This window comes from Pantoea sp. MHSD4, from assembly GCF_021043305.1.
Classification (GTDB): Bacteria; Pseudomonadota; Gammaproteobacteria; order Enterobacterales; family Enterobacteriaceae; genus Pantoea; species Pantoea eucalypti.
Genome location: NZ_JAJNDH010000005.1, coordinates 1 through 26,797 on the forward strand (window position 1 = coordinate 1; position 26,797 = coordinate 26,797).

The 26,797-nt window shown below is 53.7% G+C and carries 24 protein-coding genes, 1 tRNA gene and 1 riboswitch; of the genes, 10 read left to right on the top strand and 15 right to left on the bottom strand.

Annotated features, from left to right (window positions below; translation table 11 throughout):
* Positions 1-829: 829 nt before the first annotated feature.
* From LQK91_RS15460 to LQK91_RS15485, 6 genes are all read right to left on the bottom strand, one after another.
* Positions 830-1,534, bottom strand: coding sequence for a hypothetical protein (locus tag LQK91_RS15460; protein WP_146257628.1), 705 nt, complete (start codon positions 1,532-1,534; stop codon positions 830-832).
* 21 nt (positions 1,535-1,555) lie between these two features.
* Complete coding sequence (locus LQK91_RS15465; protein ID WP_105099918.1) at positions 1,556-2,650, bottom strand: YagK/YfjJ domain-containing protein; 1,095 nt, start codon at positions 2,648-2,650, stop codon at positions 1,556-1,558.
* Between the two features lie 116 nt (positions 2,651-2,766).
* Positions 2,767-2,985 (bottom strand): helix-turn-helix transcriptional regulator, encoded by a 219-nt coding sequence (locus LQK91_RS15470; protein ID WP_071591677.1) that lies wholly within the window; start codon positions 2,983-2,985, stop codon positions 2,767-2,769.
* A gap of 116 nt (positions 2,986-3,101) precedes the next feature.
* A complete protein-coding gene (locus tag LQK91_RS15475; RefSeq protein ID WP_105099917.1) occupies positions 3,102-3,917 on the bottom strand; it encodes a hypothetical protein in 816 nt (271 codons plus the stop codon).
* A gap of 241 nt (positions 3,918-4,158) precedes the next feature.
* A tRNA-Ile gene (locus LQK91_RS15480) sits at positions 4,159-4,234 on the bottom strand.
* A 202-nt stretch (positions 4,235-4,436) separates the two neighbouring features.
* Entirely contained in the window at positions 4,437-5,228 is a 792-nt protein-coding gene (locus LQK91_RS15485) for an SDR family NAD(P)-dependent oxidoreductase (RefSeq protein ID WP_105099916.1), read from the bottom strand.
* 138 nt (positions 5,229-5,366) lie between these two features.
* Between LQK91_RS15485 and LQK91_RS15490 the strand changes: the two genes are divergently transcribed.
* Positions 5,367-5,951: a TetR/AcrR family transcriptional regulator gene (locus tag LQK91_RS15490; protein ID WP_008925744.1), complete on the top strand. Its 585-nt coding sequence runs from the start codon at positions 5,367-5,369 to the stop codon at positions 5,949-5,951.
* Entirely contained in the window at positions 5,948-6,466 is a 519-nt protein-coding gene (mug, locus tag LQK91_RS15495; protein ID WP_003848430.1) for a G/U mismatch-specific DNA glycosylase, read from the top strand. The genes LQK91_RS15490 and mug overlap by 4 nt, the downstream gene beginning before the upstream one ends.
* 74 nt (positions 6,467-6,540) lie before the next feature.
* On the opposite strand, the gene rpoD is transcribed toward mug, so the two are convergent.
* From rpoD to rpsU, 3 genes are all read right to left on the bottom strand, one after another.
* On the bottom strand, positions 6,541-8,382 hold the full coding sequence (gene rpoD / locus LQK91_RS15500; RefSeq protein ID WP_003848431.1) for an RNA polymerase sigma factor RpoD: 1,842 nt from the start codon (positions 8,380-8,382) through the stop codon (positions 6,541-6,543).
* Between the two features lie 463 nt (positions 8,383-8,845).
* Positions 8,846-10,591 carry a DNA primase gene (dnaG, locus tag LQK91_RS15505; protein WP_039659379.1) on the bottom strand — a complete coding sequence of 582 codons (1,746 nt, stop codon included), beginning with the start codon at positions 10,589-10,591 and terminating at the stop codon, positions 8,846-8,848.
* A 118-nt stretch (positions 10,592-10,709) separates the two neighbouring features.
* Positions 10,710-10,925, bottom strand: coding sequence for a 30S ribosomal protein S21 (gene rpsU / locus LQK91_RS15510; protein WP_001144069.1), 216 nt, complete (start codon positions 10,923-10,925; stop codon positions 10,710-10,712).
* A gap of 278 nt (positions 10,926-11,203) precedes the next feature.
* Between rpsU and tsaD the strand changes: the two genes are divergently transcribed.
* Entirely contained in the window at positions 11,204-12,217 is a 1,014-nt protein-coding gene (gene tsaD / locus LQK91_RS15515; protein ID WP_003848434.1) for a tRNA (adenosine(37)-N6)-threonylcarbamoyltransferase complex transferase subunit TsaD, read from the top strand.
* Positions 12,218-12,246: 29 nt separating this feature from the next.
* Here the strand turns inward: tsaD and plsY are convergent, their stop codons facing one another.
* On the bottom strand, positions 12,247-12,852 hold the full coding sequence (gene plsY / locus LQK91_RS15520) for a glycerol-3-phosphate 1-O-acyltransferase PlsY (RefSeq protein ID WP_003848436.1): 606 nt from the start codon (positions 12,850-12,852) through the stop codon (positions 12,247-12,249).
* A gap of 108 nt (positions 12,853-12,960) precedes the next feature.
* Between plsY and folB the strand changes: the two genes are divergently transcribed.
* Entirely contained in the window at positions 12,961-13,320 is a 360-nt protein-coding gene (gene folB, locus LQK91_RS15525) for a bifunctional dihydroneopterin aldolase/7,8-dihydroneopterin epimerase (RefSeq protein WP_003848437.1), read from the top strand.
* 190 nt (positions 13,321-13,510) lie between these two features.
* Positions 13,511-14,329, top strand: coding sequence for an undecaprenyl-diphosphate phosphatase (gene bacA, locus LQK91_RS15530; protein ID WP_003848438.1), 819 nt, complete (start codon positions 13,511-13,513; stop codon positions 14,327-14,329).
* Between the two features lie 15 nt (positions 14,330-14,344).
* On the opposite strand, the gene LQK91_RS15535 is transcribed toward bacA, so the two are convergent.
* The gene (locus tag LQK91_RS15535; protein WP_033743156.1) at positions 14,345-15,577 is read right to left on the bottom strand and encodes a multifunctional CCA addition/repair protein; all 1,233 of its coding nucleotides are present in this window, start codon (positions 15,575-15,577) and stop codon (positions 14,345-14,347) included.
* A 158-nt stretch (positions 15,578-15,735) separates the two neighbouring features.
* The gene (locus tag LQK91_RS15540; RefSeq protein ID WP_003848440.1) at positions 15,736-16,356 is read right to left on the bottom strand and encodes a TIGR04211 family SH3 domain-containing protein; all 621 of its coding nucleotides are present in this window, start codon (positions 16,354-16,356) and stop codon (positions 15,736-15,738) included.
* A gap of 272 nt (positions 16,357-16,628) precedes the next feature.
* Between LQK91_RS15540 and LQK91_RS15545 the strand changes: the two genes are divergently transcribed.
* From LQK91_RS15545 to hldE, 3 genes are all read left to right on the top strand, one after another.
* Complete coding sequence (locus LQK91_RS15545) at positions 16,629-17,939, top strand: inorganic triphosphatase (RefSeq protein ID WP_105099915.1); 1,311 nt, start codon at positions 16,629-16,631, stop codon at positions 17,937-17,939.
* 33 nt (positions 17,940-17,972) lie between these two features.
* Positions 17,973-20,825 (top strand): bifunctional [glutamate--ammonia ligase]-adenylyl-L-tyrosine phosphorylase/[glutamate--ammonia-ligase] adenylyltransferase, encoded by a 2,853-nt coding sequence (gene glnE / locus LQK91_RS15550; RefSeq protein ID WP_105099914.1) that lies wholly within the window; start codon positions 17,973-17,975, stop codon positions 20,823-20,825.
* Positions 20,826-20,895: 70 nt separating this feature from the next.
* Positions 20,896-22,320: a bifunctional D-glycero-beta-D-manno-heptose-7-phosphate kinase/D-glycero-beta-D-manno-heptose 1-phosphate adenylyltransferase HldE gene (gene hldE, locus LQK91_RS15555; protein ID WP_039659370.1), complete on the top strand. Its 1,425-nt coding sequence runs from the start codon at positions 20,896-20,898 to the stop codon at positions 22,318-22,320.
* A 40-nt stretch (positions 22,321-22,360) separates the two neighbouring features.
* Here the strand turns inward: hldE and ubiK are convergent, their stop codons facing one another.
* Positions 22,361-22,750: a ubiquinone biosynthesis accessory factor UbiK gene (gene ubiK, locus LQK91_RS15560; protein ID WP_039659368.1), complete on the bottom strand. Its 390-nt coding sequence runs from the start codon at positions 22,748-22,750 to the stop codon at positions 22,361-22,363.
* A 170-nt stretch (positions 22,751-22,920) separates the two neighbouring features.
* A riboswitch (FMN riboswitch) is annotated at positions 22,921-23,078 on the top strand.
* A 110-nt stretch (positions 23,079-23,188) separates the two neighbouring features.
* On the opposite strand from ubiK, the gene ribB reads away from it, so the two are divergent.
* Complete coding sequence (gene ribB / locus LQK91_RS15565; RefSeq protein WP_003848447.1) at positions 23,189-23,845, top strand: 3,4-dihydroxy-2-butanone-4-phosphate synthase; 657 nt, start codon at positions 23,189-23,191, stop codon at positions 23,843-23,845.
* A gap of 235 nt (positions 23,846-24,080) precedes the next feature.
* Positions 24,081-24,866 carry a 4,5-DOPA dioxygenase extradiol gene (gene ygiD, locus LQK91_RS15570; protein ID WP_003848449.1) on the top strand — a complete coding sequence of 262 codons (786 nt, stop codon included), beginning with the start codon at positions 24,081-24,083 and terminating at the stop codon, positions 24,864-24,866.
* Positions 24,867-24,918: 52 nt separating this feature from the next.
* Here ygiD and LQK91_RS15575 read toward each other — a convergent pair whose 3' ends face one another.
* The gene (locus LQK91_RS15575) at positions 24,919-26,079 is read right to left on the bottom strand and encodes a glutathionylspermidine synthase family protein (protein WP_003848450.1); all 1,161 of its coding nucleotides are present in this window, start codon (positions 26,077-26,079) and stop codon (positions 24,919-24,921) included.
* Between the two features lie 7 nt (positions 26,080-26,086).
* Positions 26,087-26,758, bottom strand: coding sequence for a DUF1190 family protein (locus tag LQK91_RS15580; protein WP_003848451.1), 672 nt, complete (start codon positions 26,756-26,758; stop codon positions 26,087-26,089).
* Between the last annotated feature and the right edge of the window lie 39 nt (positions 26,759-26,797).

The window sequence follows — 26,797 nt, forward strand, 5'->3', positions numbered from 1 at the left end:
GTTGTTAATAGCATTCTGTGTGAATCAACAGGGAGCAGGTCTGGGGTGCCAAGTTTTTTGTTAAAGCTTAACAAGCGACTATTTTAAAATCACTAATGACGAAGCCTGCTGAGATGGGCCCAGTACATATCGGCCACTTGGTCGATTCGTTCTCGCGTCGTTGTTTTAATTTACCGCTTACGCTTGCGACTGATTCTTAATTAATTAAGATAGTTAATGTTGTGTCATAGGTGAGCGGTTCTACCGCTCAGTGACAGAAGAATGTCTGACGGGATTGCCAGGCGTCTTCCTCGCAACGTCGAAAACTATATATCAGCACAATACGCTACCACCGCGTTTCGCACCTGTCCTCCTCCTCGGGGGATAGGTGTTTTTTTATACTTACTACTTGAAAGTTAGCAACGTCAGCTTTTGGCACAAAGCGGACTTCCAACCGGCTACACCTTCTGAGGCGCATACTGGAAATTTGCAAGGAATCACTGACATCATAATGTTTTAATCAAAGGGAACCGGTCAGTGATCTTCGCCTGGGCTTTTTCCAAATCAGCAGCTTACTGCCTTATGCAGACACATAGTCGCGTGGAAAGCCGGGCATTTCATCATCAAGCACCTGCAGTGCTAACTGCCGCTCATTTCCAGAGCGGCTCACTAAGTTAAAACACAAGGTGTATCTCTTTCTCACTCAAGTCAAGACATGCTTGTTTTATATACAAAAGCTGATTGTAGGTTTTCAAATTCTGATCATTGCGTTGTTTACCGTTTGGCGCTTTTGATCATTATCCAGTGATCAGAATTCATGATCATATTCTTCAGCGACTGCCTTGAACAATCACATCCAGGGTTTAATCAACATTGGGTCAAAAAGCTCAATGGGAAAGTTAAACAGATACTGGCGGGCAGTGGTGACGTTCAAACCGTAGAAATCCGCATATTCTCTGACGTTACAGTGCCTCAGCCACGCATCACTGTAGTAATTATCAAAATGCTTCGACCAGAAATCACTCATTGGCTGTCGCGACAACTGACGATGCGCTGTACGTTGGGGAAGCTGATGCTCAGAAACGTATTCCTGTACCGTGAGTCGCTGTTGCTGGTGGAACTGCCGGCGATGATAAACCCAAAACAGCACGCGGATTGCTGCACCTCCACATTTATGCAGATTGTTGTACATCAATCGCTTAGGAAGCTTATGCGCTTGTGCATATTGTTTCTGCGTTACGCCATTCAATATCGCTTCACGACGATAATTTTGTTTGTGATATGCCCACTGGGTACGCCACGTATCGCTCCAGAAGTTGTAATCCTTGTAATGCACGTCGCACTCTATGGCAGGCAACAGGAAAAGCTCAAACAACTCATCAAGTGTTTCAGGAAAAGCATGTATATGTTGCTTTCTTTGCAGACGTTGTTCATCAGTCAGCGGCACAATTTCATAACCGGTTAGCCAATCAATGCAGCCTACATAAGTCTTCGTCTTACGATTAAGTGAGTGGGGCACTGAAATTTTAGCTTTTCTGCTTGTTTTGTTTTCCATCGTTATCAACTTTCAAAGTATTTACAGCCAGCACGCTAACAACCATGGATTAACCAGATTAGCCGGATAGTTACATAAATAGCGGCTTGCTGTAGACGGGTTAAGGTAGTACCAGCGGCAATACTGTGAAACGCTAATATTGCATGGCCAGTAATAGCGGTAGTAGCGCTCAAAATGACGGTGCCAGTGAGGTTTCAGTTTAGTGCCAGCCACGACGCTATTACCGTCAGGCAGGCGACCTTTAAGCTTGCTAAAACGCTGTAGCGCTCGTCTGAGCGCCTTCATTGGCAGTAAGGCACCCTCATCCAATCGTTGGCTATCTTTCAGAGGCAGTGTCGCAGGCTTACCAGCAGAAGGCTCTGCGGGAGTGAAAAGAGAATCCAGCTTTCCGGGAAGAGGGCAATGCGCTTGTGCCCGATCAAAATGGGCAATTTGAGTACGTAATTGCGCAGTTTTAGTGTGTTTGGCTTTTTTTAAAAACGGGTAATGCCGGGTGCCGGAACGCGCAATGTCTTTAGCAATTTCTTCTTTAGAGTGTCGCTTAGCAAAGTAACTCACCCGCAGTAGCAACGCGGCCATAGCCTCAGTGTCGTCCTTTCGAATTAAGTAGTAACCATGCTTTGGAAACCAGACCGTTCCGCCCGTTGCTATTTTCCAGCAGCTCTCCACCAGCTTGTTAATTTTAAGAGGATGACGCACGCAGTTGCCATCAACCATCAGCAGGTAATGATAATGCTGTGCTGGTGCCTGATTCTGTTCTCTGACCCAAAACACCCGAGCAAAGCTTTTGGGATACTCTTTCCTTAGAGCAGGAATCAATAGCTGATGAAAGCGGGTAATAACGCGGTTGTCAGCCGTGTATTGAGGCAGATGAAAATCATAACGGATTGCCAGAAAGCGAGAGCAACTGGCATAAGCTCTATCAACTGCCTTGAACAAAGAATTCATGATCTTCACATCCTGCTGACTCTCTTCAGGCATGACTGGCCAGAGAACATCGTCATACAGAAACTCGCCTTTAGCCCGGATATCCGGATAAACCGTACCGCGCGTAATATTATTAATTACCGGTTCCTGATTGGCTGAATCCAGACTGCCAGTTTTACTGTTTATCATAGGGTTACGGCTGTATCAGAATCACAGATTGATAACGATTTGATGCGCTCATTGTTTCAAATGGTTGCATCAGCACATAAAAAGAAAGGCTGGAAATTCCAGCCCTGCTTAGAGGTTTAGCAGCAGTTATCGAGCCACTGTTCATATTGCGTGACTGTCCAGCCCATGGTTCTTCCGGCGCGTTTTTTTGGCGCAGGGAATTCACCACTGTTTGCCCAGCGGTAAAGAGTAGTACGACTGCAATTCAAAAGAGCCATCATTTCATGAATGCGGATCAGGCGTTGGGGGCCGGGGAGGTGGCTGACAGTTGTTGATAAAGAATTGATGTGTTTCATGTTTAATCTCTCGGTAGCGAATCAATATGAAACGTATCTTAAAAACCGAGAGTGCTTGTGTCGTGGTTACCCTGGAAAGATACCCTGGATACCCTTGCTAACTTTTTGAAATTTGCTTATTTTTTGTTTCGGGCTGCTCTTTGATTTTTTTTGACGTCATGAATGTCGGTTTCTGTGCGAGTTAGCCAGCCCATTGCTTCACGCAACATCTTTAGGCACTTATCATCACTTATGGGCAATTTTTGCTCATAGGACCAAAATAGCTTCGCTCTCTGCACAACGAGCTCCAATAATTCGGTAGCAATAGGCAGCGCGCCTTTCGAAGAAATTATTCGGCCTTTGTCATATAAGCTTGCTATCACGGCTATAAAAAATTCTTCACGCTTCTGCGCATATAATTCACCACCCTCTACTGGAACCGCTAATCTTTGATTGAGATAGGCTATTTGTTTTTTCAGCTCGTCATTTTCTGCCTGTAACTCTTTGACAGTATCGGGTTCTATCAATTCATTTGGCGAGATAGTGTTAAGGTCAATTTCCAGAACTGAAGTAATTTCACTGCGTAGAAAACCACAATCAGCCAACTTATCACTATTCATGACGTCATCACTGACTGCCCGCAGTGCCGCCTCGGCATTAGGATAATAGTCAGGAGCACCGATGTTTGGCGCGCCATGTTTATCCAAAAGCTGGTATGGGGCAACGGGTGAAGTGTCATACCAGCTTTCATATCTAAACCAGTACAGCGAAGGCTGATGCTCTGAACGTCGATACTTTTTCAACGCTAAAAGACACAGGGCGTTGTAGCTCTGATCTGGATAACGCTTTTTGATCTGTTCAAAAAGCGTTTTAACACTGATAAAGCGCTCTGCATCCGACTGGCGCGAGAGCTGTTCATTGCGCAATTGCTGAATGGAATCGTCGAAACTCATGGCTTGTTTTTGTCCTGCAATCCTGGGATAGTTCAGGTAAGGCTGTTTTAATGATTGAGCGCGAACGGCTGTCAGGCTTTTGAAGATAGGAAATCAGGTTTCTGGCGACCGGCCAGCCAGACATTTAAACCCACACTACTTACGTCACCCAGCCATTCACTTACGTCACCCACTACATCACCTGATTCGCGCCCAAAGAAAAAGGAGTCAGACGATTTCTCATCTAACTCCTTGTTTTATTTGGTGGCCCCTGCTGGGTTTGAACCAGCGACCAAGCGATTATGAGTCGCCTGCTCTAACCACTGAGCTAAGGGGCCAGCGGAGCGGGGATTATAAAGTATCTCTTCAGGACGATCCAGCACTCAGCTACCGGTTGCTGAAATAAGCAGCAGCGATTTACCTGCTGATTTATATAACAAAACTGGCAACGCCTGGCGCAGTAGTCGCAAATCGGCACGGATAATGCTTCCCCGTGCCTTAAGTAAAACCCGATGTCAGGTGCTATGGCAGATGACTGACTCAGCTTTGACGATAACGAGATGCTGATCGATTCCTTGAAAGATGGGGAACCATCGCGCCACGCGCCTGATCGTAGTCGTGCCACATCTGCAGATCTTCCAGCGCCGGAATAGTTACCATCTCCTTGCTGTCGAGTCCGGCCAGCGCGGCGTCCACCATCTCATCAACGTCCATCAGCATTTCAGCCGGGATTTCATTAATAGACTGGCCTGCGCGATCAAAAATCTCTGTACGGGTTGCGCCGGGTAACACCGCCTGTACCTGCACACCGCTCTCCGCGAGTTCACGCTGCATGGCGCGCGTCAGGGTCAGCACATAAGACTTAGTGGCGTTATAGGCGCCATTGAACATCTCATGCACCAGCGACAGCACCGAGGCGATATTGATAATAGTGCCGTGACCGCGTGCTTTAAATGCCCGGCCAGCCGCCTGTGCCAGACGCGTCGGTGCCAGAATATTTAACGCCAGCATGCTGTTGATGCGTGTGATGTCCGCCTCCAGAAACTCGCTTTCGACACCCATGCCTGCGTTGTTCAGCAGCAGCGTAATCTGTGCGTTGTTTGCGAGCTCTGACTCCACACGCTGCAGGTCCCGCTCATGCGTTAAGTCAGCCTTCATCACGGTTACCCGAATATCGTGCTGTTGTGTCAGCGTATCCGCCAGTGCAGTCAGCCGTGCCTGATCCCGTGCGACCAGGATGAGGTCATAACCGCGTGCTGCCAGTCGTTTTGCATAGGTCGCGCCGATACCACTTGATGCGCCGGTAATTAATGCTGTGCCTGATTGTGACATGTTTGCTTCCTCGTATGATGGTCGTCATAATGGTTATCAATATGACGACCATCATATGATTCGTCAAGCTGGAATATGATGAGTGTAATAATTACTATAATAGCCAGAAGCCATGCAGTTAAAACCGCAGGAGATGAGATGGAGAAGCAGAGCAGCAAGATGCAGACCCGCCAGCGTATCCTTGATGAGGCGGCGCGTGTGATGCGTGAAACCGGCACTGAAGGGATTGGGGTGGCGGCGCTGATGAAGCGGGTTGGCCTGACACATGGCGGCTTCTATGCACATTTCGCGTCACGCGAGGAGCTGGTTGAGGAGGTGCTGAAACATATGTTTGCTGAATCTGATACCTTCAGGCCTGCTAAATCCGTGACCCAGCCAGCAACGCAGCTGGCTGATTTTATTGATAGCTATCTTTCCGAGGCGCATCGCAATGCACCGGCTCAGGGCTGTCCGCTGGCGGCACTGGTGAGCGAAGTGGCCCATCTTCCACAGCCGACACGGCAGATCTTCGCCCAGGGCTTCAATACGATGCATGCCGGTCTGGTGCAGATACTGCGTGAGCTGAGATTGCCGGATGTGGAAGCGCTGGCCTCCAGCATGCTGGCAGAGATGGTGGGCGCACTGGCGCTGGCACGGGCCTGTCCGGATGCTGAGCGGGCCAGTCAGATGCTGCAACGCAGTCGCGACGCGCTTAAGCAGCGTACGCTGGAGGTGGCGGCATGAGTGAGCATGCTATCCGCGACATTATCAGCTCCGATCTTGATGTGCTGTTCTGCGGCATCAATCCAGGTCAGTCAACGGCCCATCAGGGATTTCACTTTGCGCATCCCGGAAACCGGTTCTGGAAGGTTATTCATCTGGCGGGATTCACCCGGCAGCAGCTGAAGCCGGAAGAGGAGCAGCGCCTGACGGAAACCGGCTGCGGCATCACCATGCTGGTAGAACGGCCAACTGTGCAGGCAAATGAGCTTGCGCCTGATGAGCTGCGGGATGGCGGTAAACGCCTGATGGAGAAGGTTCTGGATTATCAACCCGCAGCGCTGGCCATTCTGGGTAAGGATGCATTCCGTCGTGCTTTTAAACAGAGCAAAGTCGAATGGGGCAAACAGCCGATATGTATGGGGAAAACTCAGGTGTGGGTGTTGCCGAATCCCAGCGGACTGAATCGTGCATCACTGGACGAGATGGTCGGGGCGTATCGTCAGCTCTGGCTGGAACTGCATCCGGAGAGTCACTGACGTCGGGCAGGGCAGGGGAGTGGCGCGAACAGGCAGGCATAAAAAACCCCGGCGAACCGGGGTTTTTGTCGGACTTAATCGTCGAGGAAGCTACGCAGCACTTCCGAACGGCTCGGATGGCGCAGTTTACGCAGGGCTTTCGCTTCAATCTGACGAATACGCTCACGCGTCACGTCGAACTGTTTGCCCACTTCTTCCAGCGTATGGTCCGTGTTCATATCAATACCGAAACGCATGCGCAGTACTTTCGCTTCGCGCGCGGTCAGGCCAGCCAGCACGTCATGGGTGGCAGAACGCAGACTCTCTGACGTTGCAGAATCCAGCGGCAGCTCCAGCGTGGTGTCTTCGATAAAATCGCCCAGATGTGAATCTTCATCATCACCAATCGGCGTCTCCATAGAGATCGGCTCTTTAGCGATTTTCAGTACTTTGCGGATTTTATCTTCTGGCATCAGCATACGCTCAGCCAGCTCTTCCGGCGTTGGTTCGCGGCCCATCTCCTGCAGCATCTGGCGCGAAATACGGTTGAGCTTGTTGATTGTCTCAATCATATGCACCGGAATACGGATGGTACGCGCCTGGTCGGCGATAGAGCGGGTGATAGCCTGACGGATCCACCAGGTCGCATAAGTCGAGAACTTGTAACCACGGCGATATTCAAACTTATCTACCGCTTTCATCAGGCCGATATTACCTTCCTGAATCAGGTCGAGGAACTGCAGACCACGGTTGGTATATTTCTTCGCAATCGAAATAACCAGACGCAGGTTAGCTTCCACCATCTCTTTCTTAGCGCGACGCGCTTTGGCTTCACCGATCGACATGCGACGGTTAATATCTTTAACCTGTTCAATGGTCAGGCCGGTCTCTTCTTCCACCTGTGCCAGTTTCTGCAGGGAACGCATCACGTCATCCTGCACTTCCAGCAGCTTTTCAGACCACGGCTTGTTCATCGCCAGAGCGGCTTTGAACCAGCTTTCGTTGGTTTCGTTGCCGGTAAACAGCGTGATGAAGTTCTTCTTCGGCATTTTGCACAGCTCAATACAGAGCTTCATGATCAGACGTTCCTGAGTACGGACACGTTCCATCATAGTGCGCATGCTGCCTACCAGGTAGTCGAACTGCTTCGGTACCAGGCGGAACTGTTTGAAGACGTCAGAAAGGTTCTGGATTTCGGCAACGGCAGCAGCATGACTGCGACCTTTGCTCTTAATCACGCTGCGGGTCGCTTCATACTGCTTACGCAGGTCAGAAAACTTCTCGCGCGCCAGTTCCGGGTCGATTGAGTTATCGTCGTCGGAGCTGTCGTCATCCTCTTCATCTTCTTCTTCATCGTCGTTACGATCGGCTTCAGAAAGTTCAGAGCCTACGTGCGTTGCCGTTGGGGCAATATCTTCTTCTGCGTTAGGATCGACGAAACCGGTGATCAGGTCGGAGAGGCGTGATTCGCCTGCTTCAACTTTGTCATACTGATCCAGAAGATAAGTAATGGCTTCAGGGTATTCGGCGACAGAACACTGAACCTGGTTGATACCGTCTTCAATACGCTTAGCGATGTCGATTTCGCCTTCGCGCGTCAGCAGTTCAACGGTACCCATTTCACGCATATACATGCGAACCGGGTCGGTAGTACGCCCGATTTCAGATTCAACGCTGGATAACACCTGAGCGGCAGCTTCTGCGGCATCTTCATCAGTATCGGAGCTGTTTTCGTTCAGCATCAGATCGTCGGCATCCGGGGCTTCTTCAACCACCTGAATACCCATGTCGTTAATCATCTGGATGATGTCTTCGATCTGATCTGAGTCGACGATATCTTCCGGCAGATGGTCATTGACCTCAGCATAGGTCAGATAGCCTTGCTCCTTACCACGGGTGACAAGAAGCTTGAGCTGTGACTGCGGGTTTTGCTCCATAAGACGGTATCCACACTTCTGTTAAATTAGATTGGTGTCGGTCGGCAGCGCGCCAACAATAAGCAGTGAAGGCGTTTAGTTCTTGCCGCTGCCTTCGTCGCGGCGTGGGCTTTGCCCATCAGTAATCGGCACTTAAGCCGCTTGTTAACTCTGTGCTAAGGGCCTGGCTTACTTGCCATTCTGCTTCCCGGCAGTGCTCGCTCTCCTCACGTACATCAGTACGCTCCGGGAGCTGTGCGCTGGCGGTAACCAGACTGGCATCGACGCCTACGGCCTTTAAAATTTGTGCTCAGGGCCTGGCTTACTCGCCATTCTGCTCCCCGGTAGTGCTCGCTCTCCTCACGTACTTCAGTACGCTCCGGGAGCTGTGCGCTGGCGGTAACCAGACTGGCATCGACGCCGACCCTTAAAATTCGTGCGGCTGCCCTTTCATGATTCGGAATGGACAGCATGCTGAAAACGGTTATTTCCTGGCAAACGCCTGACTGAGTGTCCAGAATTCACGGCGCTCATCGGCGCTGAGTCCCTGAGTGCGCTCGCGCGCAATCAAAAACTCCAGGCGCTCTTCAAGCGCTGCATCATAGATGCTGGCCAGCGAGTCCTGAAACACCGCTTCGGCTTCTTCATCTACTATCATGTGGTTCCAGATCGCCAGTGTTTCAAGCGTCTGACTAAAATTTGTTCCGCGATATAACTCTAGTAGCTGACCGGTGGTCAATCCAGGATTCTCATTACAACGGCCCACTAATTCAATAAATAGCGGTAAACCCGGCATTTTTGACTCAGACAGCCCATCCAGAGAAGGCACCATCGTGGCCAGTTGTGGGTTCTGAATCAGTAACGCAATCAGTACACGCATGGTGGTACGCTTCAACGGAGGCGCAACAGGTGCGGTTCCGCTTGCGGCCTGCTTCGGCATCAGCTTTTCAAGCTGATTATCGTCAAGAATACCCAGTTTATTCCCCAGCTCCTGACGCATATAAATACGTAAGGTCTCACCGGGGATCTGCGTTATCAGCGGTAAAGCCAATGTGCTCAGGCGCGCTTTTCCATCGCGTGAGCTCAGATCCACCTGCGGCAGCAGGCTATCAAATAAAAACGAAGAGAGCGGCATCGCCTGCTCCATCCTCGCTTCGAAGGCGACTTTACCCTCTTTACGTACCAGCGTATCCGGATCTTCACCATCGGGTAGAAACATAAAGCGTAGCTGACGACCATCATTCATGTAAGGCAATGCGGTCTCGAGCGCACGCCAGGCCGCTTCACGACCCGCTCTGTCGCCGTCGTAACAGCAGATCACGGTGTCGGTACTGCGAAACAGCAACTGAATATGTTCAGCAGTGGTTGAGGTGCCTAATGACGCAACGGCATAATCGATGCCGTACTGCGCCAGCGCAACCACGTCCATGTATCCCTCGACCACTAACAGGCGGGCGGGTTCAGGATGGTTCTTAACGGCTTCATACAGGCCATAGAGCTGACGGCCTTTATGAAAAATGGGTGTTTCCGGTGAGTTGAGATACTTCGGCGTATCGTTACCCAGCACGCGTCCGCCAAAACCAATGACGCGTCCACGCTTATCGCGGATCGGAAACATGACGCGGTCGCGAAACCGGTCATAGGTACGGCCTTTGTCATTGCTGACCAGCATGCCCGCTTCCATCAATGACTCGCGGTCTTCCGATTGCTTGCCAAAACGTTTGAGAACGTTGTCCCAGCCGGCTGGCGCATAACCTATAGCAAAATGATTGATGATGTCGGCGCTGAGACCACGACGATCAAGATAGTCGCGTGCTGGCTGCGCACTGGATTGCTGCAGGCCCTGCTGATAAAAACCGTTCAGGTTCTCCATCAGCTGATACAGGCTCTGGCGCTGATGGCGTTCCATCTGGCTGGGCCCGCTGCCTGCTTCGTAAGGCACGTCTAAACCGTGGGAAGTGGCGAGCTCTTCAATACTTTCAACGAACTCCAGACGATCAAAGTTCATTAAAAAGTCGATAGCATTGCCGTGTGCACCACAGCCGAAACAGTGATAGAACTGTTTTTCGCCGTTTACGGTGAAAGAGGGCGTTTTTTCATTATGGAAAGGACAGCACGCATGGAAATTCTTACCCTGCTTTTTCAGCTTAACGCGGGCATCGATAAGATCCACGATATCCGTGCGGGCAAGTAAATCGTTGATAAATACGCGTGGAATTCGTCCAGCCATACGCCCCAGATTTTCAGCTCATAAACGGCAACAAGCCGCGCTTCCTTTCGGAAAGCACGGCCTTTTACTTGACTCTGTCTGCGTGAATCACGCGGTGGAGGCGAACCTCCGGAACGACTTAGTACAGACGAGTGCGGCGTGCGTTTTCGCGAGCCAGTTTCTTGGCGTGACGCTTAACTGCTGACGCTTTAGCGCGCTTACGTTCGGTAGTCGGTTTTTCATAGAACTCACGACGACGAACTTCAGCCAGAACGCCTGCTTTCTCGCATGAACGCTTGAAGCGACGCAGTGCTACGTCAAATGGCTCGTTTTCACGTACTTTAATTACCGGCATGTAACTCTCACCTCGATAAAATTCGGTTTTTGCTGCTGACTGCGGCGCCAGCACATTTCAAAATGGTGCAGCATTTTACTCCAACTCGCGTTGGTTTGTAAAGCACCAAGGATAATTTGAAACCAACAGGAGCGTTTGCCTGTGCGGCTGCCGGTTTTTCCAGGGGCGGGAGTATAGCGCACTCTTTAGCCGACAGAAAATGACTTTTTACGCCGGATGTCCGCGCTGCACATCCAATTGCTGTGATAAACTGCGCGCCGCAAGAATGAGGTGATGCAATGCGAATTCTGGGTATTGAAACGTCGTGCGATGAAACTGGCATCGCTATTTATGATGACGAGGCCGGATTACTGGCTAACCAGCTCTACAGTCAGGTAAAACTGCACGCCGATTATGGTGGTGTGGTACCGGAACTGGCCTCACGTGATCACGTGCGTAAAACCGTGCCGCTGATTCAGGCCGCACTGAAAGAGGCCGGTCTGGCGCCGCAGCAGATTGATGCCGTAGCCTACACAGCGGGTCCCGGACTGGTTGGTGCGCTGCTGGTCGGTGCCACCATTGGTCGCGCCCTGGCATTTGCGTGGAAAGTGCCTGCGGTGCCGGTCCATCATATGGAAGGCCATCTGCTGGCGCCGATGCTGGAAGAGAATCCACCGGAATTTCCGTTTGTCGCCCTTCTGGTCTCGGGCGGACATACTCAGCTGATTAGCGTTACTGGCGTCGGTGAATATGTGCTGCTTGGTGAATCGATCGATGATGCCGCGGGTGAGGCCTTTGATAAGACGGCGAAGCTGCTCGGTCTGGATTATCCGGGTGGGCCAATGCTGTCGAAGATGGCGCAGCAGGGCACAGCGGGACGCTTTACCTTCCCGCGTCCGATGACTGACCGTCCGGGCCTGGATTTCAGCTTCTCCGGCCTCAAAACCTTTGCTGCGAATACCATTCGCGCCAATCCTGACGATGATCAGACCCGTGCTGATATCGCCCGTGCGTTTGAAGATGCAGTCGTCGATACGCTGTCGATCAAATGCAAGCGTGCACTGGATGAGACAGGCTTTAAGCGTCTGGTGATTGCGGGCGGTGTCAGCGCTAACCGCACACTGCGCGAGCAGATGGCGATCATGATGCAAAAGCGCGGCGGAGAGGTGTTCTACGCCCGTCCTGAGTTCTGTACCGATAACGGTGCGATGATCGCGTATGCGGGCATGGTGCGGTTAAAAGGCGGCACCCGAGGCGAGTTGAGCGTCAGCGTGCGACCGCGCTGGCCGCTGGCGGAACTGCCCGCCATCTGATGTGAAAAAAGCCGGCTTGCCGGCTTTTTTTATGGTTGAGATTTCTTTTTGCGCTTCCAGATCTTGCCTTCCTGACCCCGCCACAGCCGCTGAATATTGTCGTGATGACGCAGCAGGATGAGACACGAGAGCATGGAGACCGGGAACGTGAACTGCGGTTTGAACCACCAGACATAAAAGGGTGCGATCAGGGCGCTGACGATGGCACCCAGCGAGGAATAGCCGCTGAGTAAGACCGTTAACAGCCAGGTCCCGGTAACCAGCCCGGTTAAGTCCCAGCCAATTGGCGCTATCGCGCCGAATGCGGTTGCCACGCCTTTGCCGCCGCGAAAGTGAAAGAACACCGGGTAGATATGACCCAGACAGGCCGCAATGGCGGTCAGGCCGAGATAAAGCGGCGTGACGTGCATCAGATAGGCCAGCCAGACCGGCACCATCCCTTTCAGCACATCAAACACTAATACGGTTGCTGCGGCGGCTTTGCCGCCCAGACGCAGTACGTTGGTCGCACCGGGATTCCCGGAACCGTGTGTGCGCGGATCGGGCAGGCCAGCGAGTTTGCAAACCAGAATCGCACTGGAAATCGAGCCGCAAAGATACGCGAAAATAATCATACCAAGCGCGAAAGCACTCATAACACCGTACCGTTCCCTTTAGGGTCGTTTTGATCTCATCAACCGTGGATAATACGCATAATCCGCCGGAAGTGGTATCCGGCTTAGCCAAAAACAGAGACCCTCATCATGGATATCGTATTTATTGAACAACTCACGGTGTTCACCACCATTGGCGTTTACGACTGGGAACAGGGCATACAGCAGAAGCTGGTGCTCGATGTCGAAATGGCCTGGGATAACCGTCTGGCGGCCAGCAGCGACGATGTGAAAGATTGCCTGAGCTATGCGGATGTCTCATCGGCGATCCTGACGCATCTGAACGGGGGGCGTTTTGCCCTGGTTGAGCGGGTTGCTGAAGAAATCGCGGATCTGTTGATGAACCGTTTCAGTTCGCCTGGCGTGCGTATAAAGGTAAGCAAACCGGGGGCTGTAGCCCAGGCGGCGCAGGTTGGCGTGCGAATTGAGCGCGGGACTATTCCTAAATAAATACGATGTGATTGCCATCACAATGAAACCAAACCAAATTACTGTCTGTCATAGCGTGTGCCGTTTCGTTACAGCAGGCGAAACGGTGTAGACCTTAAGGTTTAATTCAGGCTTATAGCGGCATAATTTCAGGCGATAGCAGTGCGCTACCGCCTTTTTAATGGTTTGAAACGGATAGAGGGAACATTTGATGGCAGATATTCATCAGCTTTGGGTAGCTGCAATCCTGGGCGTTGTGGAAGGGCTGACCGAATTTTTACCGGTCTCTTCCACAGGGCACATGATTATAGTGGGTCACCTGCTGGGCTTTGAAGGTGAAAAAGCCGAGACCTTTGAAGTTGTGATTCAGTTAGGATCAATTCTGGCTGTGGTAGTGATGTTCTGGCGCCGTCTGTTTGGCCTGATCGGCATCCACTTTGGCGAAGTTAAACATGAAGGTGTTGGCACCGGCCGTCTGTCGTTGATCCACATCCTGCTGGGTATGGTGCCGGCGGTGGTTGTGGGTCTGGTCCTGCACGATCAGATTAAAACGCTGTTTAACCCGATCAACGTGATGTACGCGCTGGTGGTGGGGGGCGTTCTGCTGCTGGCTGCTGAGTACCTCAAGCCAAAACAGCCGAAAGCCGTCGGCGTTGATGATATTACCTATCGTCAGGCGTTCATGATTGGCTGTTTCCAGTGCTTAGCACTGTGGCCGGGCTTCTCACGTTCTGGTGCAACCATCTCGGGTGGCATGCTGATGGGCGTGAGCCGTTATGCCGCGTCAGAGTTCTCCTTCATCCTGGCAGTGCCAATGATGATGGGTGCGACCGTGCTGGACATGTACAAGAGCATCGGTTTCCTGACAATGGCGGATTTCCCGATGTTCGCCGTCGGCTTTGTCACGGCGTTTATCGTGGCGCTGATTGCGATCAAAGCCTTCCTTGAGCTGATTAAGCGTATCTCTTTCGTCTCGTTCGCGATTTATCGCTTTATCGTGGCGGCAGCGGTTTACATGGTCTTCATGTAAACCCTGGGCAGCCTGCTAGTCAGGCTGCCTGATCGCCAGACCCTGCGCGACGGCGTCAATTCGTCTCCGCGTCATCTCTTCCCGCACCTCTGCACCTTTAAACCCTGCTTCGACGACCGCTTTAGTCGGCACCGCCTGCGCCAGCGCAAAAGCACGACGCAGATAGTCGCCCTGCGGATAAGGCATGCTCTCCAGTCCGGCCCGCCCACGAGCATCCGCTTCGCTGGTCAGCGCCATCTGCTCAATACGCTGCGGCTTACGCCAGGCATCGATCCGATCAAACAGCGCCACCAGTGATGCCGGGGATTGCCGTTCGATGGTGTGCACAATGTCGTGGAATTCGGTCACGATTAACGCCAGATCGCGAATCGCGTTAGGTACCCGCAGTCGCTGACACAGCGCCTCGACCAGTGGAACGCCCGCCAGTCCATGACCGTGGTGGCTCGGCCACAGCTCAGGCGGCGTCAGCGCCTTGCCGACGTCATGGAACAATGTGGCGAAGCGCACATCGATCTCGCTGGAGAGGGCCGCTGCCATCGCCAGTGTCATCAGCGTATGAACACCGGTGTCGATTTCCGGATGCCATTTAATCGGCGCGGGAATACCAAACAGATTATCCAGCTCAGGAAACAGCACCTGCAACGCACCGCAGTCACGCAGAACCTGAAAATAGACCTGAGGATTACGGGCACTCAGCGCCTTTTCCGTCTCTTTCCACACGCGTTCGGCAGTGAGATTCGACAGCTCGCCGCTTTCGGCCATCTGCTGCATCAGTTGCTGGGTTTCGGGGGCAATACGAAAGTTGAGATGAGCGAAACGCGCAGCAAAACGCGCGACGCGCAATACCCGCAGCGGATCTTCACTGAAGGCTTCAGAGACATGACGCAGCAGGCGCAGGGCAATGTCACGCTGGCCATTATAGGGATCGACCAGTTCGCCGTTTTCATCCTGCGCGATAGCATTGATGGTGAGATCGCGGCGCTGTAAATCCTGCTCCAGCGTCACGTCGGGCGCGGACCAGGTGACAAATCCAGTGTAGCCTTTCCCGTTTTTCCGCTCGGTCCGTGCCAGTGCATACTCTTCGCGACTGACGGGATGCAGGAAAACGGGAAAATCACGACCGACCTGTTGATAACCCTGCTCAAGCATGGCTTCGGGTGTGGAACCAGTGACAACCCAATCTTTATCTGTAACCGGCAGATTCAGCAGCGCATCACGCACCGCACCGCCAACAAGAAACGTCTTCACGCAAAACTCCAGAGAAAAAGAAATGATCTGCATGCCGTGCACGTCCCGCGCCTGAAATCAGCAGTGCATCTCATTTTATTGTTGCACAGATTCCCCGGATTGCAGACATGCCAAAAGGGGGATCCTGCGATCCCCCGCGAAAACCCGACAGAATGGGGTCAGTTCATCCAGCGATCGCTTTTCTTACGGCGCGGCAACATATGCGGCAGTAGCAGTCCCAGCAGCAGGCCGACACCCAGCACGCCACCACCATACATAAACCACTGCATAATGATGGTGCGCTGTTTGTCATCCAGCTGAACGTTGGCGGCGCTGACTTTCTTCTGCGCGACAATCAGCTCATTTTTGAGCTTCTGATTTTCGCCTTTCAGCCCATTAATCACGCCGTCGCTGCTGGCGACTTTGTTCTGCATCTCAGCGGTACGCTGGTTCCAGCTGTTGTCGATATTATCCAGCTTGGCCGTCAGATCCTTCACCTGCTGCTCAAGCTGCGGCACCCGGGTGCGCAGGCTCGGATTTGCGCTGAGCTGCGACAGAGGAATCCAGGTGGTGCGGCCTTCGGAATCGCGGATCTGGCCATAATGAGTATCGTTGTTGGTCTGTAACAGCTGTACTTCTTCCCCGGCATTCAGCTTACCGAGCAGGCGGAACTGATCGCCCGGCCCGCTACGAACCCAGGTCGAAAGCTCATCAGACACATAACGTTTTTCGTCGGCATGGGCAGGTGCAAGGCTGCTAAGGGCCAGCAAAGTGAGTCCAGCGAGTGTAATTTTTTTCATTCGATTTCGTTTGGCTTAGTCTGACTTAAAATTTACCGGCACAGTCTGGAGAGGCCTCGCATAAATCTGAATGAGAACTATCCTGGTCTCATGAGAGTGCGAAAAGGTCTGCGAAAGAGCAAAGAAAGCAGAGACAGCGCGGCTTCTGTGCATTAATCTTCGCCTGATAACCCCTTGCCCTCCAGGCGACAGCATGAGTAACCTGCTGATAATCGCCTGAAATATGCAGGAAAAACCCTCTTAAGTGCCAGCGGCGTAGTGAATAAAAAATTATGACCATCGAAATCGAACTAAAGTTCATTGCAACTCCACAGGCAGCCGGGGAACTGGCTGAACTGCTCTCCACTCTGCCGCATCAGCATCAGGCTGCTCGCGAGCTGACCAATATCTACTTCGAAACCGACGATAACCAGCTGCGACGCTGGGACATGGGATTGCGTATCCGTGGCGTTGATCAGCGCTATGAAATGACGCTGAAAGCCGCAGGGCAGACGCTTGGTGGACTGCATCAGCGTCCGGAATACAATGTAGAACTCAATGAGCCAGTGCTCGACATTGCGCGCCTGCCCGCAGAGATCTGGCCGCAGGGCACCGATGTCACTGCGCTGCAGCCGCGCTTACAGCCGCTGTTCACTACCCATTTCCAGCGTGAAGTCTGGCTGATCACCGCAGGCAACAGTGAAATTGAAGTGGCATTTGATCAGGGCGAAGTCACGGCGGGTGAGCTCAGCGAACCGTTGTGCGAGATCGAATTAGAGCTGAAACGGGGTGAACGCCATGATCTGCTGGCCTTTGCGCAGCAGCTGGTGACGCTGGGCGGTCTGCGTATGGGCAGCCTGAGCAAAGCCGCCCGAGGCTATCAGCTGGCCCAGGGTAATCCACCGCGTCAGGTTGAGGCGTTCCCGCTGCTGAAAGCCGGTGCGAAAGCGACTGTGGAGCAGGGTATGGTCGCCTCAATGTCGGCGGGGCTTCGTCACTGGCAATATCATGAAGAAGTCTGGCTGCGTGGTAACGCGGCGGCGCAGGACGCAGTGCGCGAAGCGCTGGATCTGCTGCGTCAGGCGTTCAGTCTGTTTGGTGCGCTGGTGCCGCGTAAAGCCAGTAGCGCTCTGCGTCAGCAACTGACCACGCTGGAAGAGACGCTGGTGAATGAAGAGCAGGAAGCCACCACGTTCTGCTTATCTTCCCTCTCTGTTGAGACGCAACTTGCGCTGACCCACTGGCTGGCGGAATCGCAATGGCGTCAGTGGATCGACGCTAAAGGAGAAGCCAAGCTTCAGGGATCGTTTAAACGCTTCAGCGATATCATGCTGAGCCGTGTTAATGCCGATCTGAGAGAAACCTTCATTACGGTAAAACAGCCTAATGAGTATCAGGACAAAGCCACCCGTCTGGCGCGTCAGCTGCTGACGGTGCACCTGCTGGCGGGTTCTTATCCTGTGGAAACGGTGATGGCCTGGCTTGATCCCTGGCAGCAACTGCAGTCAGCGATTCACGAAAAACAGACGTCCGGATTAGCCTGGCTGACGTCGCAGGCCCTGAAACAGCAGCCGTTCTGGCTCACCAGCGGCGCTGCCCGCTAAGGGACATTCCGTCACGCCATCAAGGAGGGAGTTATGTTGTCAGCACTGCCCGCGTTGCTACGCGACCAGGCCGAAGCGGCCGCCCGACAGCTGGAGATTCCGCTGGATTCGTTCAGCCCGGAGCAGGCAGCCGGACTGGCTTTCAGCGATTTTGTGCTGGAAAACCTGCAACAACATCCCGACTGGTGGCAGACGATGCTCGACCAGCCGCCTCAGCCTGAAGAGTGGCAACACTATTCTGCATGGCTGAATCAGGCGCTGAATGCAGTCGACAGCGAAGCGAGCCTGATGCGTGAGCTGCGACTGTTTCGCCGCCGTATGCTGGTGCGTATTGCCTGGATGCAGGCTCTGCAGCATGCCACCACCGAACAGAGCCTGCAGCAGCTCAGCGTCTTAGCTGAAGTGCTGATCAGCCGGGCACGTGACTGGGTTTATCAGGATTGTTGTCGCGATTTTGGTACACCCTGTAATGCGGAGGGTGATGCTCAGCCGTTGCTGATTCTGGGCATGGGCAAGCTGGGCGGCGGCGAACTCAACTTCTCCTCTGATATCGACCTGATTTTTGCCTGGCCGGAAAACGGCACCACACGCGGTGGACGGCGTGAGCTCGACAACGCCCAGTTCTTTACCCGCATGGGACAGCGGCTGATCAAAGTGCTGGATCAACCCACCATGGATGGCTTTGTCTATCGGGTGGATATGCGGCTCCGTCCGTTTGGCGACAGCGGCCCGCTGGTGATGAGTTTTGCCGCGCTGGAAGATTATTACCAGGAGCAGGGGCGCGACTGGGAGCGTTATGCCATGGTCAAAGCGCGGCTGATGGGGGATGAACACGATCGCTGGAGTCTGGAGCTCCAGCAGATGCTACGGCCCTTTGTTTACCGGCGCTACATCGACTTCAGCGTGATCCAGTCCCTGCGTAACATGAAAGGGATGATCAGCCGCGAAGTTCGTCGACGTGGTCTGAAAAACAATATCAAACTGGGTGCGGGCGGCATCCGTGAAACCGAGTTTATCGTGCAGGTGTTCCAGCTGATTCGTGGCGGACGAGAGCGCTCGCTTCAGCTGCGATCGCTGTTGCCGACGCTGGAGGCGATCAAAAATCTGGCCCTGCTTCCTGCTGAGCAGGTCGATGCACTTCGCGACGCTTATCTCTTCCTTCGGCGGCTGGAGAATCTGCTGCAAAGCCTGGGCGACGAGCAGACCCAAACGCTGCCAGAAGATGAACTGCATCGTGCCCGTCTGGCATGGGCGATGGATTGTGTCGACTGGGATGCTCTGATGACGCGGCTCGACGATCAGATGGCGGCGGTACGCGCCATCTTTGACGAGCTGATTGGTGAAGATACTCCAGACATTGGCGATCAGCGTGAGCTGGCAGAGTTTCAGGTGCTGTGGCAGGACCAGCTGGAGGATAGCGAGCTGGCGCCGCTGGTCCCGCAGCTCAGCGACGAGCAGCGATTAACGCTGCATCAGACACTGGAGGCGTTTCGTCAGGATATCAATCGACGCACTATCGGTCCGCGTGGTCGTCAGGCGCTGGATCAATTGATGCCGCGACTGCTGAGCGAAGTCTGCCCGCGTGACGATGCGGCTGTCACGCTGAGTCGCCTGACACCGCTGCTGATCGGCGTGCTGACCCGCAGTACCTATCTGGAGCTGCTGACCGAATATCACGGTGCGCTGCGTCACCTGATTCGCCTGTGCGCCGCCTCACCGATGGTGGCCAGCCAGCTGGCGCGTCACCCCTTGTTGCTGGATGAATTACTCGATCCCGCCACGCTCTATCAGCCGACGGCCACCGACGCCTATCGCGATGAGCTGCGTCAGTACCTGCTGCGCATCCCCACTGAGGATGAAGAGCAGCAGCTGGAAGCTGTGCGGCAGTTTAAGCAGGCGCAACACTTGCGCATTGCTGCGGCTGACATTGCGGGCACGCTGCCCGTGATGAAAGTCAGCGACCATCTTACCTGGCTGGCAGAGGCGATTATCGAGTCGGTGGTCCGCCAGGCGTGGAATATGATGGTACAGCGCTACGGGCGTCCTTCGCATCTGAGTAATGAACATGAGCGCGGCTTTGCGGTGCTGGGCTACGGCAAGCTGGGTGGCTGGGAGCTGGGTTACAGTTCCGACCTGGATCTCGTCTTCCTGCATGACTGTCCGGCTGACGCGGTAACAGAAGGGGAGCGCAGCATTGATGGCCGTCAGTTCTATCTGCGCCTGGCCCAGCGCATCATGCATCTCTTCAGTACCCGCACTTCGTCCGGCATTCTTTATGAAGTCGATGCGCGGCTGCGTCCTTCGGGTGCGGCGGGCATGCTGGTCAGTACCTTTGAGGCCTTTGAGGAGTATCAGCGCAGTGAGGCCTGGACCTGGGAGCATCAGGCGCTGGTCCGGGCGCGCGTAGTATTTGGCGAGGCGACACTGGGTGAACGTTTTAACGTAATCCGTCAGGCGATTCTCTCACTGCCACGCGCCGCGGATGCGCTGCAAACCGAAGTACGCGAGATGCGTGAAAAGATGCGTACTCATCTCAGTAACAAACATAAAGGGCGCTGGGATATCAAAGCCGACGCGGGTGGCATTACCGATATTGAATTCATCGCCCAATATCTTGTCTTACGCTACGCCGCTGAGCAGCCTGAACTGACGCGCTGGTCTGACAATGTGCGCATTTTTGAGCTGATGGCGAAGTACCATAAAATGCCCGCAGACGAAGCGCAGGCGCTGACGCAGTCCTATGTGACGCTACGCGACGCACTGCACCATCGCGCCCTGCAGGAGTTGCCTGGTCATGTTGAACCTGAGGCGTATGCAGCGGAACGGCAGACGGTGATGAACAGCTGGCAGCGCTGGCTGGTAACCCCTGCGTCTATCCTGGCGTGATGCTGATAGCACAAATCGCAACTGTGCTATCATCCGCGCACTATTTTTAATGCAGTCTGGAGTGTCTGGAATGAAAGTGACTCTGCCCGCGTTCGGCCAAGCCTCAGTGCTGGTTGTTGGCGATGTAATGTTGGATCGTTACTGGTATGGCCCAACCAGCCGTATCTCCCCTGAAGCGCCGGTGCCGGTGGTGAAAGTGGACACGGTTGAAGAGCGCCCTGGCGGCGCGGCAAACGTAGCGATGAACATTGCAGCACTCGGTGCCGCGTCGCGCCTGATTGGCCTGACCGGTGAAGATGATGCGGCGCGCGTGTTGAGTAACACGCTGAAAGACGTCAACGTTCATTGTGACTTTGTGGCGATCAAAAGCCATCCGACGATTACCAAACTGCGCGTGCTTTCCCGCAATCAGCAGCTGATCCGTCTCGATTTTGAAGAGGGATTTGATCAGGTTGATCCGGCGCCGATTCATCAGAAAATGCGTGAGTCACTGGCAGCAGCCGGTGCACTGGTTCTGTCCGACTACGCCAAAGGCGCGCTCTCCAGCGTGCAGACCATGATTACGCTGGCGCGCGAAGCGGGCGTGCCGGTATTAATCGATCCGAAAGGCACTAATTTTGCGCGTTACCGGGGCGCGACGCTGCTGACGCCGAACCTCTCTGAATTTGAAGCCGTGGTCGGCAAATGCAAAAACGAAGAAGAGATCGTCGCGCGCGGTGCGCAGTTAATTGCAGATTTTGATCTCGCTGCGCTGCTGGTGACCCGTTCAGAAAATGGCATGACGCTGCTGCAGCCGGGCAAAGCACCGCTGCATCTGCCGACTCAGGCACAGGAAGTTTATGACGTGACCGGTGCCGGCGACACGGTGATCGGCGTGCTGGCTGCGGCGCTGGCTGCGGGTGACTCGCTGGAAGAAGCCTGTTTCCTGGCCAATGCCGCGGCGGGTGTGGTGGTGGGTAAACTGGGTACGTCGACTGTCAGCACCGTCGAGCTGGAAAATGCGATTCACGCCCGCCCTGAACAGGGTTTTGGCATCATGACGGAAGCGCAGTTAAAAGCCGCCGTTGAGATGGCCCGCCGTCGCGGTGAAAAAGTGGTGATGACTAATGGTGTATTCGACATTTTGCATGCCGGCCATGTCTCCTATCTGGCAAATGCCCGCAAGCTCGGCGATCGCTTGATCGTCGCGGTGAACAGTGATGCGTCAACTAAACGTCTGAAAGGCGAAAGCCGCCCGGTGAATCCACAGGAAAACCGGATGATCGTGCTGGGCGCACTGGAAGCGGTCGACTGGGTGGTGGTATTTGAAGAGGATACGCCGCAGCGTCTGATTGCCGGCATTCTGCCTGACCTGCTGGTCAAAGGTGGCGATTACAAGCCGGAAGATATCGCGGGCAGTAAAGAGGTCTGGGCAAATGGCGGCGACGTGCAGGTGCTGAACTTCGAAGACGGTATCTCTACCACCAACATTATTAAAACCATTCGCGGTAGCTGAAGCAGAGCAGTAAGCGGGAGCCGGGCTCCCGCTAAACCGCTTATTCTGGCTTATTATCCGCAGCAGGCTTCGCCACGTCGGCAGCCGGTGCCTGTGACGCCGCTGGCGAACTCGCTACGGAGGCAGAAGGGGTGACTGCTGCAGAAGTGGTGACAGGTGCCGTTGCGGTCGGTGGCGTACCGGCTGACGAACCCTGACTTTCCAGCTGGGCCAGACGTTGTTCCAGCGCCGCCAGTTTCTCACGCGTACGCAGCAATACCTGCGTCTGCACATCAAACTCTTCACGGTTGACCAGATCCATACGGGTCAGCTGCGCCTGAAGAACCTGACGAATTTTCTTCTCGACATCATCACCAAACTCACGAACACCTTTAGGCATCGCTTCGTGAACCTGACGGGCAAGTTGTTCAATTTTTTTCGTGTCGATCATGATGATTTCCTGGTTACGGGAGCTGTGTCAGCGTGTTTACCAACGTAATAAGTGTTAAGTGTAATGCCAGAAATGAAAAGGATAAACCTCAAATCGGTAACGCAGGAAATGCAAAAGCAATTGCGCTATTGATGATTGCCGCTTCAAACGATCGGCGTTATAGTTTAAAGGCTTATTCTCAGGGCGGGGCGCAATTCCCCACCGGCGGTAAATTAGCTTCGGCTGAAAGCCCGCGAGCGCTTTATCTTGATGAAAAGAGAGATAAAGGTCAGCAGATCCGGTGTAATTCCGGGGCCGACGGTTACAGTCCGGATGGGAGAGGGTAACGACTTCTGTCGGACAATTGTGTCTGCTTCACGTTATTGCCACGTCTTTTTGACGTCACTCCTAAGCACGCCCTGATTCTGGTAACCCATACATTTTAAGGTTTTTATTACCATGAATCAGACGCTACTTTCTGAATTTGGCACGCCTGAACAGCGTGTAGAACGTGCTATCGCCGCCCTGCGTGAGGGACGCGGTGTGATGGTACTCGACGATGAAAATCGTGAAAACGAAGGCGACATGATCTTCGCCGCAGAAACCATGACGGTTGAACAGATGGCGCTGACCATTCGTCACGGCAGTGGCATCGTCTGCCTCTGCCTGACCGAAGCGCGTCGCCAGCAGCTCGATCTGCCTATGATGGTGGAGAACAACACCAGCTCCTTTGGCACCGGATTCACTGTGACCATTGAAGCCGCAGAAGGCGTCACCACGGGTGTCTCCGCTCAGGATCGTATCACCACTATCCGTACAGCTATCGCCGACAATGCCAAACCTTCTGACCTGCATCGCCCGGGCCATGTCTTCCCGTTGCGCGCCAGCGAAGGCGGTGTATTAACACGTGGCGGACATACGGAAGCGACCATCGATTTAGTGACGCTGGCCGGCTTCAAGCCTGCCGGTGTCTTGTGCGAACTGACCAACGATGACGGCAGCATGGCTCATGCACCCGAAGCGATTACTTTCGCTCGCCAGCACAACATGCCAGTAGTGACTATCGAAGACCTGATTGCATGGCGTCGCACGCACGAAACGCGCCACGCCAGCTAATCGTTCTGCTGCATTTAACGGGCCCCTTTCGGGCCTGTTTCCTTTGTGCCGTCCTCAGGATGGCCCGGTTTAATTCTTCGCATTCCTTCTCTTTTGTCCGATAAATATCTGAAATTCCTGCTACGTTAAATTTCATTCAAATTTCCTGATGATCTCCATCATGCTTATCAGCGTGATAAAGCGGCGAATGCGCGTATCGTAGTGGCTATCAAACAGACGATCCCGGGGATCACGAATGAGCCAGTTACGTATGCCAGCGCTGTTTTTGGGTCATGGCAGCCCAATGAATGCCCTTGAAGAGAACCGCTATACCGCCGCATGGCGTCATGCGGGTGACACTCTGCCACGTCCACGTGCGATTATTGCGGTTTCAGCGCACTGGTATACGCGCGGCACCGCCGTGACAGCAATGGCTCATCCTAAGACGATTCATGATTTTGGTGGCTTCCCGCAGGCGCTGTTTGACACACGCTATCCGGCGCCGGGATCGCCTGAACTGGCCCAGCAACTGGCAGAGCTTTTAGCGCCTGTCGACGTAAAGCTTGATCAGGAATGGGGACTGGATCATGGATCATGGGGCGTCCTCATCAGGATGTATCCCGATGCCGACATTCCGGTCGTGCAGCTAAGCATTGATGGCACTAAACCAGCGGCGTGGCACTTTGAGATGGGCCAGAAACTGGCTGCGCTGCGCGATCAGGGTGTGATGATTGTCGCCAGCGGCAACGTGGTGCATAACCTGCGTAAAGTGCGCTGGGACGGCAACAGCGAAGTCTATCCGTGGGCCAGCAGTTTTGAGCAGTTTGTCCGCGATAACCTGGCGGTGCAGAGCGATGCGGCTTCTCATCCGCTGGTCAACTTTATGGACCATCCGGGTGCGGCGCTGTCTAATCCAACACCCGAACACTATCTGCCGCTGCTGTATGTGCTGGGCGCACGTCAGCCGGATGAAACCATCAGCATTCCGATTGATGGCATGGAGATGGGTGCAATCAGCATGTTGTCGGTTCAGGTAGGTTAGGGCAAAGCTAAGAGAATACAGGCCAGAATCTGACCTGTATTCTCGCGGCGCGTTAGCCGATAAATGCGTGCGGGTAGAAACGGGAGAGATCCTGAGTGATCAAATCGCGATCTTCACGCAGGCCAATACCCGCCGGTTGATCGTCAATCAGCCAGCTGCCGATCAGCGTATAGCTGTCGCCAAATTTAGGCAGAGGATGGAACTGCTGAACGATCATTCCCTCTTCACCGTATGGCCCATCAACGCGGGCAATCTCCTGACCATTTTCTACGATCCGGATATTGGCACCTTCACGTGAAAACAGCGGCTTCACCACATATTTGTCCATGTGCGGAACGTCATCTTCGGCGAACCAGGCGGGCAGCAGGTTAGGGTGATTCGGGAACATTTCCCACAGCAACGGCAGCAGGGCTTTGTTCGAGACGATGCTTTTCCATGCCGGTTCAAGCCAGCGTACGCCAGCATCACCCAGCTTGGTTGAGAACATCTCACGCAGCATAAACTCCCACGGATAGAGCTTGAACAGGTTACTGATCACCTGATCCTGAGCATCGGTAAATTCCCCTTTTTCGCCCAGGCCAATTTCATCTATATAGAGAAATTCACTCGGCAGCCCCGCTTCAGTAGCGCAGTCCTGAAGATATTGCACGGTGCCACGATCTTCGTCGGTGTCGCGGCAGCAGGCGAAGTGCAGCCAGTTAAAGCCGTGCTGCTGATGTAATGCGGCAAAACGTTCAATCAGCTTTTCCTGCAGGCTATTAAACTGGTCACTGCCTGCCGGGAGCTGACCTGCGTTGAGCTGGTCTTCCAGCCACAGCCACTGGAAAAATGCCGCTTCATACAGTGAGGTCGGCGTATCGGCATTGTTCTCCAGCAGCTTCACATCGCCTTTGCCATCCCAGGCAAGATCAAGGCGTGAGTAAAGCGACGGCTGACGCTGATGCCATGAATCGCGCACGAAGTCCCAGGTGTGTTTTGGAATGCGGAATTTGGTCAGCAGCGCTTCGCTGTTTACGACCTTATCCACGACCTGCAGGCACATCTGATGCAGTTCTGCAGTGACATCTTCCAGATGCTCGATTTGCGCCAGCGTGAACTGGTAATAAGCATCTTCACACCAGTAGGGTTCGCCATGCATGGTATGAAAACGAAAACCGAACTCGGTGGCTTTTTCACGCCAGCCTGGGCGTTCTGAAATGGCAATGCGTTCCATCGGGGCGTTAGCCTCCCATTGAGCGGCTGGATGTACCGCTGGCGCTGCTTCGCTGCATGCTGTTCTGTTTCGCGACGGTTTCACCAAAGCCACCACGGGTAATGGTGGAGGTCGTTGCCGGTTTCGGTGCCAGCGCCGTTTTAGGCACGGTCATGGTTTTGCCGGAAGTGGCAGCACCATAGTTACGGCCGGAGGCATCAACAAACTGGCCGTTTGCCGGGCTGCGGGCATTTTTCGGTGAGAATAGCGGTTGCTGCGCAAAGCCCGAACCACCGCCCATCATGCGGCCCATCATGTAACCGGCCATTAGTGGCATCCAGAAGCTGCCGCCACTCTGCTGCGATTCAGCATTGGTGGTGCCAACGCCCGCCTGAGCCGGTGTCTGCTGACACTGATTTTCACCAAATTCAGCGACACAATCTTCACGCGTGGCATATTTTGGCGCAGTACGTTCAGCCTCTTTTTTAGCCTCATTGAATGCGGTAGTACACTGCGCACTCTGGCCCGGATTGGCTTTAGAACAGTCATCCGCATTCTGGTACATCGAAACCGTTTCATCGTTCTGTTCGCAGCCAGCCAGCATAAATACGGCTGAAACGGCGATAGCAACGGGCGTCAAGTGGCGTGCCTGCCAGCTTTTACGAAAAGCGGCATAGCGAATAGATTTTGTGCGTTTCATTATGATTATCCTGTGCCCAAAGGTAGCGCATAGAATAGG